Genomic DNA, 14288 nt, shown 5'->3' with positions numbered 1-14288 from the left:
TCAGCCGACCAGCGCGTGCGTCGCTGCCGTGACATCGGCCTGGCGCATCAGCGCCTCGCCGATCAGGAAGCAGTGGACGCCGTGGCCTGCGAGCGAGTCGAGGTCGGCGCGGGTGCTCAGCCCGCTCTCCGCGACCAGAAGCGTGTCCGCGGGCACGCGCGCCGCCAGCTCCCAGGTGCGCCGCACGTCGACCTCGAAGCTGCGTAGGTCGCGATTGTTCACCCCGATCAGCCGCGAGCGCAGTCGCGCCGCGCGCTCCAGCTCGGCGGCGTCGTGCACCTCGACCAACACGTCGAGCCCCTGCTCGATCGCCGCAGCCTCGCACTCAGCGAGCAGCGTGTCGTCGAGCGCGGCGACGATCAGCAGGATCGCATCGGCACCGATGCTGCGCCCCTCCAGCGCCTGCCACGGATCGACCGTGAAGTCCTTGCGCAGCACGGGCAGGTCGCAGGCGGCGCGCGCAGCGATCAGATACTCCTCACGCCCCTGAAAAAACGGCGCATCGGTCAGCACCGAGAGGCAGGAGGCGCCCCCCGCGGCGTAAGCACGTGCGTGCGCCGGCGGATCGAAGTCCTCGCGGATCAGACCTTTCGACGGACTGGCCTTCTTGATCTCGGCGATCAGCGCGTGCCGACCGGCGGCGACGCTCCGCTCCAGCGCCGAGCGGAAGCCGCGCGGCGCCGTCTGTGCCGCGGCGCGCTCGCGCAACGCGCTGTCGCTCACGGCGGCACGGCGCGCGCGCACCTCGTCTCGCTTGGTAGCGCAGATATCGGCGAGGATGGTCATGCGTAGGCGATCCAGCGGTCGAGCAGCGCGCCCGCGTCGCCGCGGTCGAGCGCCTCGGCGGCGCGCGCCGCGCCATCGGTAAGGGAGGAGTCGCGTCCGGCGAGGACCAACGCCGCGGCGGCGTTGACGAGCACCGCGTCGCGGTAGGCGCCGCGCTCACCGCGCAGCAGCTGGCGCAGCGCCAGCGCGTTATAGGTCGGATCGCCGCCGCGGATCGCCAGCGTGGGGTGGCGGGCGACGCCCGCGTCCTCGGGGATGATCCGCGACGGCAGCGCCACCGCGCCGATCGATACCACGTGCGTCGGGCCGGCCCCGGAGATCTCGTCGAGCCCCTCCTCGCCCGCTACGACCAGCGCCGCCTCGCTGCCGAGCTGTGCCAGCGCCTCGGCGTAGATCGGGGCGTAATCCGGCCGCGCGATGCCGATCAGCTGGCGCGTGACGTGCGCCGGATTGGCGAGCGGTCCCATCAGGTTGAAGATCGTGCGCCGCCCGACCTTGCGGCGGATCGGGGTGATGCGCCGCATCGCCGGATGGTGGTTGCCGGCGAAGAGGAAGCAGATGCCGAGGTCGCGCAGCGTCGCCTCCGCCTGCGCGCCGGCGCGCTCCATGTTCAGCCCCAGCGCCTCGAGCGTGTCGGCCGCGCCAGCCTTGGACGAGGCGGCACGGTTGCCGTGCTTGGCGACGGGCACGCCGCACGCCGCGACGACGAGGCTCACCGCGGTCGACACGTTGAGGGTGTGCTGGCCGTCCCCGCCGGTGCCGCAGACGTCGATGGCGCCCGGCGGCGCGGTGATCGGGATCATCCGGTCGCGCAGCGCGCGCGCCGCCTCGGCGATCTCGACGCTGGTCTCGCCGCGCAGCGCCAATTGGAGCAGGAAATCGGCGATCGCCTCGTCGCTCGCGCGCGCGTCGAGGATATCGGCGAAGGCCTGCGCCGCACTCTCGCGCGACAGCGGCGAGGCCGGATCGGGCATCAGGGTAACGGTTGTCACGCCGCGGCCCGAGCGACGTGGTCGATTCGCGCGAGCCGCAGGAAATTGGCGATCAGCGCGTGGCCGTGTTGGGTGGCGATGCTCTCGGGGTGGAACTGCACGCCGTGGATCGGCAACTCGCGGTGGCGCAGCCCCATCACCGAGGCGTCCTCCGCGGTGGCATTGACGGCGAGCGCGTCGGGCACGTCGGTGACGATCAGCGAGTGGTAGCGCGTCGCGGTGAACGGCGAGGGCAGTCCCTCGAACACGCCGGTGCCGTCATGCTCGACCGGGCAGGTCTTGCCGTGCATCAGGCCACCGCGCACGACGTGCCCGCCGAAATGCTGGCCGATCGCCTGGTGGCCGAGGCACACCCCGAACAACGGCCGGCGCGCCTCCGCGCAGGCGGCGACCAGCTCGAGGCTGACCCCGGCCTCGTTGGGCGTGCACGGCCCAGGCGAGATCAGGATCGCGCGGGCGCCGCTCCCCAGCGCCTCCGCCGCGGTCAGCTCGTCGTTGCGCACCACGCGCACCTCGGCGCCCAGCTCCATGACGTAATGGACCAGGTTCCAGGTAAAGCTATCGTAATTGTCGACCACCAGGATCATGCCGCATGCCATAACCGATGCGGTGCGCATCGCAACACGCCGCTGCGCCGCGATGGCGAAAGGATTCTTGCGCGGCGGCAAACAATCGACATAGCGCGGCCATCACTCGCGCGGAGCCAGCGGCTATGGCACGCGTTGTGGTTAGCGAGGAGAAGGTCGATGCTGCGTACGCTAGTCGTGATGGTCGCCGGTCTCGCGCTGCCGCTCACCGCCGCGGCGCAGACCGAGAGCGCGGGAGATACCGGGCGCACGCCGCAGCGCGTGCGCAGCGTGACACTCTCGGGCAATGAGCAATGTCCCAAGTCGCAGGGCGACGAGGTGGTGGTGTGCAGCCGCATCAACCCCGACGAGCAGTTCCGCATTCCCAAGGAGCTACGCAACACCGCCGAGCCGGCGGCGAAGAACCAGGCCTGGACCAACCGCGTCGCGGTCGCGGACCGCGCCAGCCGGGTCAACGGCGGCGTGCCAGACAGCTGTTCGCCCGTCGGTGCCGCGGGCCAGTCTGGCTGCGCACTCGCGATTAACAACGCCTTCGCCGCCGAGAAGCGCGCCGCCGAGAAGAACGACTCGATGATCCCAGGCGGGCGTTGACGCCAGTCTGGCGCGCTGCTCACTCCGCCTAGCGCCCGTTATCCCGGTGTCGGGCCGGGATTCATCCTAGGCAAAGCGCGACGGCGGTCGCATGTGCGGCGCGATGGATCTCGGCCTCCTACCGGGACCGCGACGATTTCGTACTATCTCTGCGAAATAGCGACGCGGCGAACGCTCGCGTCCGCGCTGGTCAGTCCATCATTGCCCGAACCCGGGCTCGCTCGCCTGGCGGATCGCCTCGCGCGCGGCGGCGAGGAGCGCGCCCGACTTGGCCTCGCACTCGCGCTGCTCGGAGGCGGCATCGCTGTCGGCGACGATGCCCGCGCCTGCCTGGACGTGGATCATGCCGTCCTTCACCACCGCGGTGCGCAGCACGATGCAGGAGTCCATCGAGCCGTCGGGCGAGAAATAGCCGACCCCGCCGGCATAGGCGCCGCGTTTCTCCGGCTCGAGCTCGGCGATGATCTGGCACGCGCGGACCTTGGGTGCACCGCTCACCGTGCCCGCGGGGAAGCCGGCGAACAGCGCGTCGATCGCGTCGTGCCGGGGATCGAGCCGGCCCACCACGTTCGAGACGATGTGCATGACGTGACTGTAGAATTCAATGCCGTAGCTGTCGGTCACCTGCACCGTGCCCGCCGCGGCGACGCGCCCGACGTCGTTGCGGCCGAGATCGAGCAGCATGAGATGTTCGGCGCGCTCCTTTGGGTCGGCGAGCAGGCTGTCGCGGTTGGCGGCGTCCTCCGCCGCGGTGCGGCCGCGCGGGCGCGTGCCGGCGATCGGGCGGATCGTCACCTCGCCGTCGCGCGCGCGTACCAGGATCTCGGGGCTGGAGCCCGTCAGCGCGAAGCCGGGCAGGTCGAGATGGTAGAGGAAGGGCGAGGGGTTGATCCGCCGCAGCGCGCGGTACAGCTCGAACGCCGGAAGCGAAAAGGGCGCGGTGAAGCGCTGCGCCAGCACCACCTGGAAGATGTCGCCCGCGGCGATATAGTCCTTCGCCGCGGCCACCATCTCGCCGTAGCGTCCCGGCGGCAGCACCGGCGCGAGCGCCAGCTCGGTCGCGTCGGTCCGGGCCGGCGCGGGCAGAGCGCCGCGCGCCAGCCGCGCCTCGACGGCGTCGAGCCGCTCCTCGGCGCGCGCCACCACCTTGTCCGGCTTCTCTTCCCCGGGCCACACCGGCGCGACGAGGAAGAGCGCGTCGGCGAGCCGGTCGAACACCAGCACCACGGTCGGGCGAACGAACATCAGGTCGGGCAGGCCGAGCGAGTCGACCGGCGCGGCGGGCAGCTTCTCGACAAGCCCCACCGTCTCATAGCCGAAATAGCCGACGAGACAGGCGAGTGCGCCGGGCAGCTCGGCCGGCACGTCCATGCGAATGCTCGCCACCAGCGTGCGCAGCGCCGCCAGCGTCGGCTCGGCGCACGGCGCGAAGGCGGCGCGATCGTTGAGCCAGTCTCGGTTGATCTCCGCGCGCTCGCCCTGCGCGCGCATCACCAGGTCGGGGGCGAGCCCGATCAGGCTGTAGCGACCGCGCACCGCGCCGCCCTCGACCGACTCGAGCAGGAAGTCGCCGCGCCCGGGCTCGATCAGCTTGAGCGCGGCGGCGACGGGGGTCTCGGTGTCGGCGATGTGGCGGCGCCACACCAGCGCGGGGCGGCCCTCCGCCAGTGCGGCGTGTGCCGCTGCGGCGCTACTGCGCCCCGCCACCGACGAGGTCCTGCTTGAGCTGCGCGATGGCGTCGTCGAAGCGCTTGGCGCCCTGAAGCTTGGCCACCGCGTTGGCGAATTGCTGGGCATATTCCGGGCCGATCGCGCGACCGAGATCGGCGCGGGTGGCCTGGATCAGCGGCGGCTGCTTGCGCGCGTCTCCCGGCACGACCTGGTCGAGCTTGAGCACCAGCCAGCCCTTGCCGTCGGGCGACGGCACCGCGCGCGCGCTGCCCGGCGCCATGCTGAACAGCGCGGCGAGCACCGGGTTGACCTGGCCACGCGCGGTGATCTCGCCGCGCGACGCGCTGATCGGCTGCACCGGCGGCGCTTTCACTCCGGCCGACGACAGCGCCGCCGGCAGCGCGGCGCCGCCGTTGACCTTGGTCACCAGCGCGCTGGCCGCCTGCTGCGCCGCCTTGGCGGCGCGATCGGCGGTGAGATCGGCGATGACGCGCGGGCGCGCCACGGCGAGCGGCACCGGGGTCGGCTGCACCACGCGGTCGAGCGCGACCACCGCGAAGCTGCCGTCCTCGCCGAGGTTGACCGTGGTCGGCGTGTCGCCCTCCTCGGCCGCAAAGGCGGCCGCGACGATCGGCGTCATGCCCGGGTCGGCCGGGGTCTGCGGCTGGTCGGGGTTGGTGCCGTTCTGCAGCAGCGCCGGCGTGGTCTGCGCGCTGAGCTTCTGGTCGTTCACCACCTCGCTAATGTTGGCGTTGTCGGCGAGCGAGTCGTCGACCTTGTCGCGGATCGCGCCGATCGCCGCCTTGGTCTTGCTCGCGCGCAGCTGGGTGATCAGCTCGTCGCGCGCCTGCGTCAGCGTCTTGCCGGGATCCTGGGTGACCTTGTCGACGCGCGCGACGACGAAGCCGATCGCGCCGCGCACCGGACCGACCACCGCGCCGCTCGCCGCGGCCGCGATCGCCTGCGCCACCGCGGGCGAGGTCTGCGTGGCGAGCGCGCCCTGATCGGCACCCGAGATCGTGCGCGGCTCCAGTCCGCCGGCGCGCGCCGCGGCGGCGAGCGGCGTGCCCGCCTTCACCTTCGCGGCGAGCGCGCGCGCCGCCTTCTCGTCGAGCACGGTCACCAGCGTGACGTCACGCAGCGTCTTGGGCGCGTAGGTCGCCTTGGCGGCGTCATAGGCCTTCTGCACCTCGGCGTCGCTCGGCGTCACTTGGCCGGCGACCTGCTGCGGGCCGACGACGGCATAGCGGATCACGCGCCGCTCGGGCGTGGTGTAGCGGGCGACGTTGCGCTGATACCATTGCTGCACCTCCGCGTCGCTCGGCGCGGCGCCACTGGGCGTTGCCGGCACGAACGCGACCTCGCCGGTGCGGCGCTCGAGCAGCAGCGAGGCGTAGGTCAGCGCCAGCTGCTGCGGCACCTGATGCGCGCCGATCGTCGGCTGGGTGAGGAACTGCACCATGATCTGGCGCGCGAACTGCGCCTGCACCTGCGCGTCGGTGAAGCCGCGCTGCGCGATCAGCCGCTCATAGGCCTGCTGGTCGAACTGCCCCGTCGCGCCCGCGAAGGCGGGGATCGCCTTGAGCTCGCTGCCGATCAGCGCGCGGCTGACGCGCATGCCCTGATCGCGCCCGAACGTCTCGAGCGCGAGCGCGCTGACGTTGCGGTTTATAACCGCGTCGAGCCCGCCGAGCTGTACGAATTGCGCCATGTCGAGCGTCGGCTGCTCCTGCCGCGCCTGGGTGAGCTCGTCACGCGCCTGCTGGCGGACGTCCGCGGCGGTGACGCTCTCGCCGCCGACGCTCGCAATCGGGTGGCCGACCAGCCCGGTGCTGCTCGCCAGCCCGGTCACATCGCCCGCGGCGAAGGCGAGCGCGATGACGATCAGGACGCCGAAGGTGACGATCACGCCGACCTTGGAGTGGATGATGCCGCGGAAGAAGGTGAGCATAAGCGAGCGGGGACCGGATGAAGGAGAACGCCGCGTCCTAGGGACAAGCCGAGGTGGCATCAAGCCGCGAGGCCGGTTATCGCGGAGCCGAAACGAGAAGGGGGAGCGGGATGACGCGTCGCAAGCTGGTCGCCGGCAACTGGAAGATGAACGGCAGCCGCGCCGCGCTGGGCGAGCTCGAGGCGATCGCCGCCGCGGCGGCCGCGACTCCGGCAGTGGACGTGATGGTGGCGGTGCCGTTCACGCTGATCGCGCCGGCGTCGGAGCGTGTGCCCGCGCTCATGATCGGTGCCGAGGACGTGCACGAGGCCGACAGCGGCGCGCACACCGGCTGCGTCTCGGCCGCGATGGTGCGCGAGGCGGGGGCTCGCTTCACCATCGTGGGTCACTCCGAGCGGCGCCACGACCAGCATGAGACCAGTCAGGACGCCTGGGCCAAGGCCGCCGCGGCGCATCGCCACGGCTTGCAGGTGATCCTGTGCTGCGGCGAGACCGGCGCCGAGCGCGACGCGGGTCGCGCCGAACGCGTCGTGCAGGCGCAGATCGAGAAGTCGCTGCCCGAGAATGCCGCGGGCAACTGGCTCACGCTCGCCTATGAGCCGCGCTGGGCGATCGGCACGGGCGCGACCCCGACGCTCGACGATATCGCAGCGATCCACGCGATCGCACGCGCCAAGATGCGCAAGCTGATCGGCGACGCGGCGAGCGGGGTGCGGATCCTCTACGGCGGTTCGGTCACGGGCGACAACGCGCGCGCAATCATGGCAACTCCGGACGTGGACGGCGCGCTGGTCGGCGGCGCGAGCCTCACCGCGGCCAAGTTCGTGCCGATCATCGCCGCCGCGGCGGCAGTGTAGGGCGCGCGCGACGCGCTACACTCGCGCTTAAGGAAGGTAGAACGACACGGGCGGAACGCTCTTCCGCTTCCGTCATCCCGGACTTGGTCCGGGATCTACTCTTCCGCGAGAGCAACGCTTTCCGGAGGTGCAGCACGGTGGATCCCGGACCAAGTCCGGGATGACGAATTGATTGAGCGTTGGGGGAGCTTGAAGGTGCTGCCCTCCCCAACCGCTCACCTCAGCCGAACCGCGCCTTCAGCAGCGCATAGGCGGCGCGTAACCCATAGGCCTCGCCGCCGCGCGGTCGAGCCGGCTTGGCGGTCGGGCGCCAGGCGAAGGTGTCGAGATGCGCCCAGGGCAGCGTCGCCGGCACGAAGCGGCGCAGAAACAGCGCCGCGGTGATCGCTCCCGCGAAGCCGCCGTCGGGCGCGTTGACCAGGTCGGCCACCTCCGACTTGAGCATCTCCTCATACCCGCCCCACAGGGGCAAGCGCCACAGCGGGTCGCGTACCTGCTCCGCCGCGCCGAGCAGATCGGCGGCGAGCGTCTCGTCCTGAACGAAGGTGGCGGGCAGGTCCGGCCCGAGCGCGACTCGCGCGGCGCCGGTCAGCGTCGCGAAGTCGATCAGCAGGTCGGGCGCATCCTCCACCGCGCGCGCCAGCGCGTCGCCCAGGATCAGCCGGCCCTCGGCATCGGTGTTGGTGTTCTCCACCGTCAGCCCCAGCCGCGTCTGGAGCACGTCGCCGGGGCGGAAGGCGCTGCCCGAGATCGCATTCTCCACCGCCGGGATCAGCACGTGCAGCCGTACCTTGAGCCGCGCCTGCATCACCAGCCCGGCCAGCGCCAGCGCGTGCGCGGCGCCGCCCATGTCCTTTTTCATCAGCCGCATGCCTGCCGACGGCTTGATGTCGAGCCCGCCTGAGTCGAAGCACACGCCCTTGCCGACCAGTGCCACGCGCGGGTGCGCCGGATCGCCCCACAGCAGCTCGATCAGCCGCGGTGCGCGCTCGCGGCTGGCCGCCTGGCCGACTGCGTGGATCATCGGGTAGCCGGTCGCCAGCGCATCGCCGCGCGTGACGGTGACGCTCGCACCATGCGCCCGGGCCAGCGCGTCCGCCTCGGCCTCCAGCTCGGCGGGGCCGAGGTCGCTCGCACCGGTGTCGACCAGGTCGCGCACGCGCGCGGTCGCGCTGGCGAGGCGCACCGTCTCGTCGACCGCCCCGACATCGCTGGTCAGCAGCACGCGCGGCCGCGCCGGCTCGGGCTTGCGATAGCGCGTGAAGCGATGCTGCGCGAGCAGCCAGCCGAGCCCGGCGGCGCCGAGCGGGGTCTCGCCGGCGAGCCGGTAGCTGCCCTCGGGCAGCGTGTCCCCCAGCGAGGCGATCCGCCACGGCGACGACGGCTCCTCGTCGCACACCAGCAACGCGGCCCAGTCTTCGGCGCCGTCACCGGGCAGGTTCGCGCGGTCGCCAGCCTTGCCCGTCACCCGCGCCGCCGTCGCGGCGGTGCGCGCCCGCGCCGGCTGGGTGGCGAGCCAGGCGTCATACGCGTCAGGGTGGACGACGTGGAGCAGCCGCGCGGGCTGGCCACGATCGGGCTGGAGGAGCGCGGAAAAGTCGGTCATCGCGCGACCAAAGCAGGACTTGGGCGCCCGCGCAACGCGCGGTTCCCTTCGCGCGACCGGCACCTTACATCGCCGCCATGACCACGCACACGACTCGCATGCTGATCCTCGGTTCGGGCCCCGCCGGGCTCTCGGCGGCCATCTACGGCGCGCGCGCCGGCATGGCGCCGATCGTCGTCCAGGGCATCCAGCCCGGCGGCCAACTCACCACCACCACCGACGTCGAGAACTATCCCGGCTTTCGCGAGGTGATCCAGGGCCCCTGGCTCATGGAGCAGATGCAGGCGCAGGCGGAGCATGTCGGCACGCGGCTGATGTGGGACACGATCGTCGAGGTCGACCTGACCCGCCGCCCGTTCCGCCTGATCGGCGACGGCGGCGACGTCTACGAGGGCGAGGTGCTGGTGATCGCCACTGGCGCGCAGGCCAAGTGGCTCGGGCTCGACAGCGAGGACGCGATGAAGGGCAAGGGCGTCAGCGCCTGCGCCACCTGCGACGGCTTCTTCTACCGCGGCAAGAAGGTCGCGGTGATCGGCGGGGGCAATACCGCGGTCGAGGAGGCGTTGTACCTTACCAATCACTCGGACGACGTGACCCTGATCCACCGCCGCGACTCGCTACGCGCCGAGCGCATCCTGCAGCAGCGGCTATTCGCACACCCCAACGTGACGGTGCTCTGGAACAAGGAAGTGCGCGAGTTCGTCGACGGCGGCGGGAATGCCGGCCTCGTCGCGCTCGAGCTGGAAGACACGCGGACAGGCGAGCATTCGCGGCTCGACGTCGACGGCGGCTTCGTCGCGATCGGCCACCATCCCGCGACCGAGCTGTTCCGCGGGCATCTCGCGCTCGACGAGGACGGTTATATCGCGGTCGAGACCGGCTCGACGCGCACCAGCGTGCCCGGCGTGTTCGCCTGCGGCGACGTGATGGACAAGGTGTATCGTCAGGCGGTCACCGCCGCGGGCACCGGCTGCATGGCCGCGCTCGACGCCGAGCGCTTCCTCGCCGCCGTGGAGTTCGCCGAGGTGAGCGAGGCGGCGGAATAAGGTTCAGACCAGCGCCTTGCTCGCGGCGAAGCGGGTCAGCGCGCCGAACGTCTCGAGCATCTCGCCGTCGACCTCGTCGTCCTCGATGACGATGCCGAGCCGGTCCTCCAGCTCGGTGAGCACGCCCGCGACCGCCATCGAGTCGAGCTCCGGCAATGCGCCGAACAGCGGCGTGTCGGCGCGGAAGGTGTCGACCCGCTCGGGGGACAGCGCCAGCACGTCGGCGAGCACCGCGCGCACCGTGGTCTCGACCTCACTCATGCCTTCCGGGATCACGCTGCCTCCTCGCTGGCGCCGCGGCAAGCGGCGATGCGCGCGGCGTTAGGCGGCGGCGCGATGGAGCGCAACCGGGTCGCTTTCCACCACGCGCGACGACGCGGGCGCTACTGTCCGCGCGTGATCCGCTCTAGGGGATGATGTCATGGTTCCGCTCGATCCCGTCCCGTCGTCGATCGATCACGTTCTGCGCGGCGAGCCGGACACGATCGCATTGGTCGATCGCGCCGGCACGCTCGATTATACCGCGGCGGAGGAGGCGGTGGCGCGGCTCGCCGGCTGGCTCGCCGCGCAACGGCTCGCGCCCGGCACCCGCGTCGCCACCTGGCTGCCGAAGACGCGTGAGGCGTGCTGGATGCCGCTTGCCGCGGCGCGGGCGGGGCTGGTCCACGTGCCGATCAACCCGCTGCTCAAGCGCGCGCAGATCGCGCACATCCTCGCTGACAGCGGCGCCGCGCTGCTGGTCACGCACGCCCCGCGCGCCACCACGCTGGAGGACGGCGACCTGCCCCCCGGTTGCGCGCTCCACGTCGAAGCTGGGCAGGGCGACGCCTTGCCCCGTTCGCGCGCCGACCCGGACACGCTCGCGGCGCTGCTCTACACATCGGGTTCGACCGGTCGCCCCAGGGGCGTGATGCTGAGCCATGCCAATCTGTGGCTCGGTGCGATCAGCGTGGCGCATTACATGGCACTCACCCCGGACGACCGCGTGCTCGGCGTGCTGCCGCTGAGCTTCGACTACGGCCAGAACCAGCTCCTCTCCACCTGGGCCGCGGGAGCCAGCGTGGCGCCGCTCGACTATCTCACGCCCCGCGACGTGGTGAAGGCGGTGGAGCGGCTTCATATCACCACGCTCGCCGGCGTACCGCCGCTGTGGGTGCAGCTGCTCGAGGCGGAGTGGCCGGAGACGACCGCGGCGCGGCTGCGACGGCTGACCAACTCGGGCGGCGCGCTCACGCCGGCGCTCGTGCGCGGTCTGCGCGCGCGCTTCCCCGACGCACGTCTCTTCCCGATGTACGGGCTGACCGAGGCGTTCCGTTCGACCTATCTCGACCCGGCGCTGGTGGATGATTACCCTGAGTCGATCGGCCGCGCGATCCCCTTCGCCGAGGTGCTCGTGGTCCGTCCGGACGGCGCGCGCGCGGCGACGGACGAGCCCGGCGAGCTGGTCCATGCCGGTCCGCTGGTCGCGCAGGGATATTGGCAGGATGCGGAGCGCACCGCGACGCGCTTCCGCCCTGCGCCCTCCTTCGCGCGCGCAAGCGGCACGGCGGTCTGGTCAGGCGATACGGTGGTGGAGGGCGCCGACGGGCTGCTCCGCTTCGTCGCGCGCGCCGACGAGATGATCAAGACCGCGGGCAACCGCGTCAGCCCGCAGGAGGTCGAGGAAGCGGTCACCGCCGGCGACGAGACGCGCGAGGCGGTCGCGGTCGGTATACCCGACGCGCGGCTCGGGCAGGCGATCCTGGTCGTCGCGCGCGGCGACGGCGGCGCCGACGCGGGACTGCGCGAGCGGTTGAAGCGCGACCTGCCCGGCTTCATGCAGCCGGCGCGCGTCGTGTGGCGCGCCGAGCTGCCGCGCAACGCCAACGGCAAGCTCGACCGCGCCGCGCTACGGGAGGAGTTCGCGTGAAGCCGATGGGTCCGCTGCCGCCCGCCTTCGCACACCAGCAGGGTGTGCTGACGATCGCGGGCGAGGATGCCGCTGCGCTGGTAGCGGCATATGGCTCGCCGCTGTTCGTCTACGACCTGGCCGCGGTCGCGGCGCAGGTGGCGCGTTTCCGTGCGGCGATGCCGGAGGCGATCGGACTTCATTACGCGATCAAGGCCAATCCGTTCGCGCCGCTGCTGGCGGCGATGGCGCCGCTGGTCGACGGGCTCGACGTCGCCTCGGGCGGCGAGCTCGAATGCGCGCTCGCGGTCAAGCCCGCCACCGCGGTGAGCTTCGCCGGACCGGGCAAGCGCGACGACGAGCTCGCCGCGGCGATCGCGGCGGGGGCGACGCTCAACATCGAGTCGGCGGGGGAGGCGCGGCGCGCGCTCGCGGCAGGCGAGCGGCTCGGCATCGCGCCGCGCGCGGCGGTGCGGGTCAACCCCGACCTCGAGCTGCGCGGCTCGGGGATGAAGATGGGAGGGCGTGCCTCACCGTTCGGGATCGACGCCGAAGAGGCCGCCGCGGTGGTGCGCTCGCTGATCGAGGGCGGTGCGACGTGGCGCGGCTTCCACATCTTCGCGGGCAGCCAGGCGCTCGACGCAGGCGCGCTGATCGAGACCCAGGCGGCGACGCTCGCGCTCGCGGCGCGGCTGGCGGACGCGGTCGGCGCCGCGCCGCCGCTGGTCAATCTGGGCGGCGGCTTCGGCGTGCCCTATTTCGCCGGCGACGTGGCGCTCGACGTCGAACGGGTCGGCGGGGCGCTCGCGGAAGCGCTGTCGCGCCGCGCCGAGGTGCTTGCGGATAGCGGCTTCGCGCTCGAACTGGGGCGCTGGCTGGTGGCGGAGGCGGGGGTGTATCTCACCCGCGTCGTCGACCGAAAGGTGAGCCGCGGCGAGATCTTCCTCGTGGTCGACGGCGGGCTGCACCACCAGCTCGCCGCCTCGGGCAATTTCGGCACCGTGGTGCGGCGCAATTATCCGCTCGCCGTGGGGGGGCGCATGGGCATGGCGGGCGAGGAGGAGGTGAGCGTCGTCGGCTGCCTCTGCACTCCCCTCGACCGATTAGGCGATCGCGTGCTGCTGCCGCGCACGGCGGCGGGCGACGTGGTCGCGGTGTTCCTCGCCGGTGCTTACGGGCTGACGGCGAGCCCGAGCGCGTTCCTCGGCCATCCGGCACCGGCGGAGGTCGTGGTCGGCTAAGCGGCAAAGGTGTTCGTGGGCTGAAACGCCTTAGTCATCCTGCCGTCAGCAACCTCCTGGTCCAGGCGTCGAACAGCTGCGGCCAGTGCGACCCCGGCAGCTCGGGTGGCAGATAGGCTGGGCCGAAGCCATGACCGCCCTCCTGGAAGAAGTGAGCCTCCACCGGCACCTGTGCGGCCTGGCAGGCGGTCAGCATCGCCATCGGCTCGCTCACCGGCACGGTGGTGTCGTCGAGCGCGTGCGCGATGAAGATCGGCGGCGTGTCGCGACGCACCCGCCGGTTCGTGTCGAACCGTGCCGCCGCCCGCGCGCCCACGCGCATCCGGTCGCCCGTGATCACGGGATAGACTAGCCCTGCGAAGGCGGGACGTGCGTCACCCGCATCGGCGGCATCAACGCGATCGTATACCGGGTCCATCGACGCGGTGGCGAGGCTGGCGGCGAGCAGCCCGCCCGCGGAGAAGCCGACCGTCCCCAGCTTCGCCGGATCGACGCCGTAGCGCACCGCGTCGGCGCGGATCAGCCGCATCGCGCGCTGGGCGTCCTGCAAGGGGACGTCCTCGCTCTCCAGCCAGCCCTCGCCCGGCAGGCGATAGGCCAGCACGAAGACAGTGACGCCGAGCGGGTTGAAGACCTTGGCGACGTTGATCCCCTCGTTCTCGACCGAGAGGAAACGATAGCCGCCGCCGGGCATCGATAGCACAGCGCGCCCGTCCGGCCGCGTCGCGCGATAGACGCCGACGACCGGCTCGGCGACGCCGCGCAGGTGCAGCTCGCGGCGCGGTGCATTGCCTTCCATACGGTTGTCGGGGGTGGGCAGGCGGCGCGGCGCGTTGGGCGGCTGTTTGGGCCAGAGCCGGAAGCTCTCGGCGGGCGGCCAGGCGGTGTCCCGCGCTGCTTCCTGCGCGAGCGCCCGCGGCGCGGAAGCGAGTGTCGCCAGCCCGGCGGTCACGCCCATCATCGTGCGCCGATCGATCCGCATCTGCCCGCTCCCACCGCCATTGTCCGTGTGAGCCGGTCTATGGGATGGCGGAGTGTGTAGGCAAGCGGCAGCCGAGCGCAGGTAAGGGTC

13 protein-coding genes are annotated in these 14288 nt (G+C 72.0%); 5 read left to right on the top strand and 8 right to left on the bottom strand.

Going from position 1 to position 14288, the window contains the following annotated elements; genetic code table 11:
• Genes trpC through FHY02_RS03550 form a run of 3 tightly spaced genes read right to left on the bottom strand, consistent with a single transcriptional unit; the run spans window position 1 to window position 2365 of the window.
• The gene (trpC, locus tag FHY02_RS03560; RefSeq protein WP_183920491.1) at window positions 1-786 is read right to left on the bottom strand and encodes an indole-3-glycerol phosphate synthase TrpC; all 786 of its coding nucleotides are present in this window, start codon (window positions 784-786) and stop codon (window positions 1-3) included.
• Window positions 783-1760 (bottom strand): anthranilate phosphoribosyltransferase, encoded by a 978-nt coding sequence (gene trpD, locus FHY02_RS03555; RefSeq protein ID WP_221198526.1) that lies wholly within the window; start codon window positions 1758-1760, stop codon window positions 783-785. Before trpD ends, trpC begins: the two co-directional genes overlap by 4 nt.
• A 14-nt stretch (window positions 1761-1774) precedes the next feature.
• Window positions 1775-2365, bottom strand: a complete 591-nt coding sequence (locus FHY02_RS03550) for an aminodeoxychorismate/anthranilate synthase component II (RefSeq protein WP_183920489.1) — start codon at window positions 2363-2365, stop codon at window positions 1775-1777.
• 159 nt (window positions 2366-2524) lie between these two features.
• On the opposite strand from FHY02_RS03550, the gene FHY02_RS03545 reads away from it, so the two are divergent.
• Window positions 2525-2956 carry a hypothetical protein gene (locus tag FHY02_RS03545; protein WP_183920488.1) on the top strand — a complete coding sequence of 144 codons (432 nt, stop codon included), beginning with the start codon at window positions 2525-2527 and terminating at the stop codon, window positions 2954-2956.
• Window positions 2957-3154: 198 nt separating this feature from the next.
• On the opposite strand, the gene FHY02_RS03540 is transcribed toward FHY02_RS03545, so the two are convergent.
• Both FHY02_RS03540 and FHY02_RS03535 read right to left on the bottom strand, forming a co-directional pair.
• Window positions 3155-4663: a chorismate-binding protein gene (locus FHY02_RS03540; RefSeq protein ID WP_311731766.1), complete on the bottom strand. Its 1509-nt coding sequence runs from the start codon at window positions 4661-4663 to the stop codon at window positions 3155-3157.
• Window positions 4647-6578: a peptidylprolyl isomerase gene (locus FHY02_RS03535; RefSeq protein ID WP_183920485.1), complete on the bottom strand. Its 1932-nt coding sequence runs from the start codon at window positions 6576-6578 to the stop codon at window positions 4647-4649. The genes FHY02_RS03540 and FHY02_RS03535 overlap by 17 nt, the downstream gene beginning before the upstream one ends.
• Window positions 6579-6688: 110 nt before the next feature.
• Here FHY02_RS03535 and tpiA point away from each other — a divergent pair, with 110 nt between their 5' ends.
• Window positions 6689-7435 carry a triose-phosphate isomerase gene (gene tpiA / locus FHY02_RS03530; RefSeq protein ID WP_183920483.1) on the top strand — a complete coding sequence of 249 codons (747 nt, stop codon included), beginning with the start codon at window positions 6689-6691 and terminating at the stop codon, window positions 7433-7435.
• 220 nt (window positions 7436-7655) lie between these two features.
• On the opposite strand, the gene FHY02_RS03525 is transcribed toward tpiA, so the two are convergent.
• Window positions 7656-9041: a M17 family metallopeptidase gene (locus FHY02_RS03525; protein ID WP_183920481.1), complete on the bottom strand. Its 1386-nt coding sequence runs from the start codon at window positions 9039-9041 to the stop codon at window positions 7656-7658.
• Window positions 9042-9118: 77 nt separating this feature from the next.
• On the opposite strand from FHY02_RS03525, the gene trxB reads away from it, so the two are divergent.
• A complete protein-coding gene (trxB, locus tag FHY02_RS03520; protein WP_183920479.1) occupies window positions 9119-10087 on the top strand; it encodes a thioredoxin-disulfide reductase in 969 nt (322 codons plus the stop codon).
• Window positions 10088-10090: 3 nt separating this feature from the next.
• Here the strand turns inward: trxB and FHY02_RS03515 are convergent, their stop codons facing one another.
• A complete protein-coding gene (locus tag FHY02_RS03515) occupies window positions 10091-10348 on the bottom strand; it encodes an acyl carrier protein (RefSeq protein WP_183920477.1) in 258 nt (85 codons plus the stop codon).
• 160 nt (window positions 10349-10508) lie between these two features.
• Here FHY02_RS03515 and FHY02_RS03510 point away from each other — a divergent pair, with 160 nt between their 5' ends.
• Complete coding sequence (locus FHY02_RS03510; RefSeq protein ID WP_183920475.1) at window positions 10509-11996, top strand: AMP-binding protein; 1488 nt, start codon at window positions 10509-10511, stop codon at window positions 11994-11996.
• Entirely contained in the window at window positions 11993-13216 is a 1224-nt protein-coding gene (locus FHY02_RS03505; protein ID WP_183920473.1) for a pyridoxal-dependent decarboxylase, exosortase A system-associated, read from the top strand. Before FHY02_RS03510 ends, FHY02_RS03505 begins: the two co-directional genes overlap by 4 nt.
• A 34-nt stretch (window positions 13217-13250) precedes the next feature.
• Here FHY02_RS03505 and FHY02_RS03500 read toward each other — a convergent pair whose 3' ends face one another.
• Window positions 13251-14198 (bottom strand): alpha/beta hydrolase, encoded by a 948-nt coding sequence (locus tag FHY02_RS03500; protein ID WP_183920471.1) that lies wholly within the window; start codon window positions 14196-14198, stop codon window positions 13251-13253.
• Window positions 14199-14288: the final 90 nt, after the last annotated feature.

The sequence above is a fragment of the Sphingomonas sp. BK069 genome, assembly GCF_014193405.1.
Taxonomy (GTDB): domain Bacteria; phylum Pseudomonadota; class Alphaproteobacteria; order Sphingomonadales; family Sphingomonadaceae; genus Sphingomonas.
Note: the sequence above shows the minus strand (reverse complement) of the source record. Positions and strands in the feature narration are given on the sequence as shown.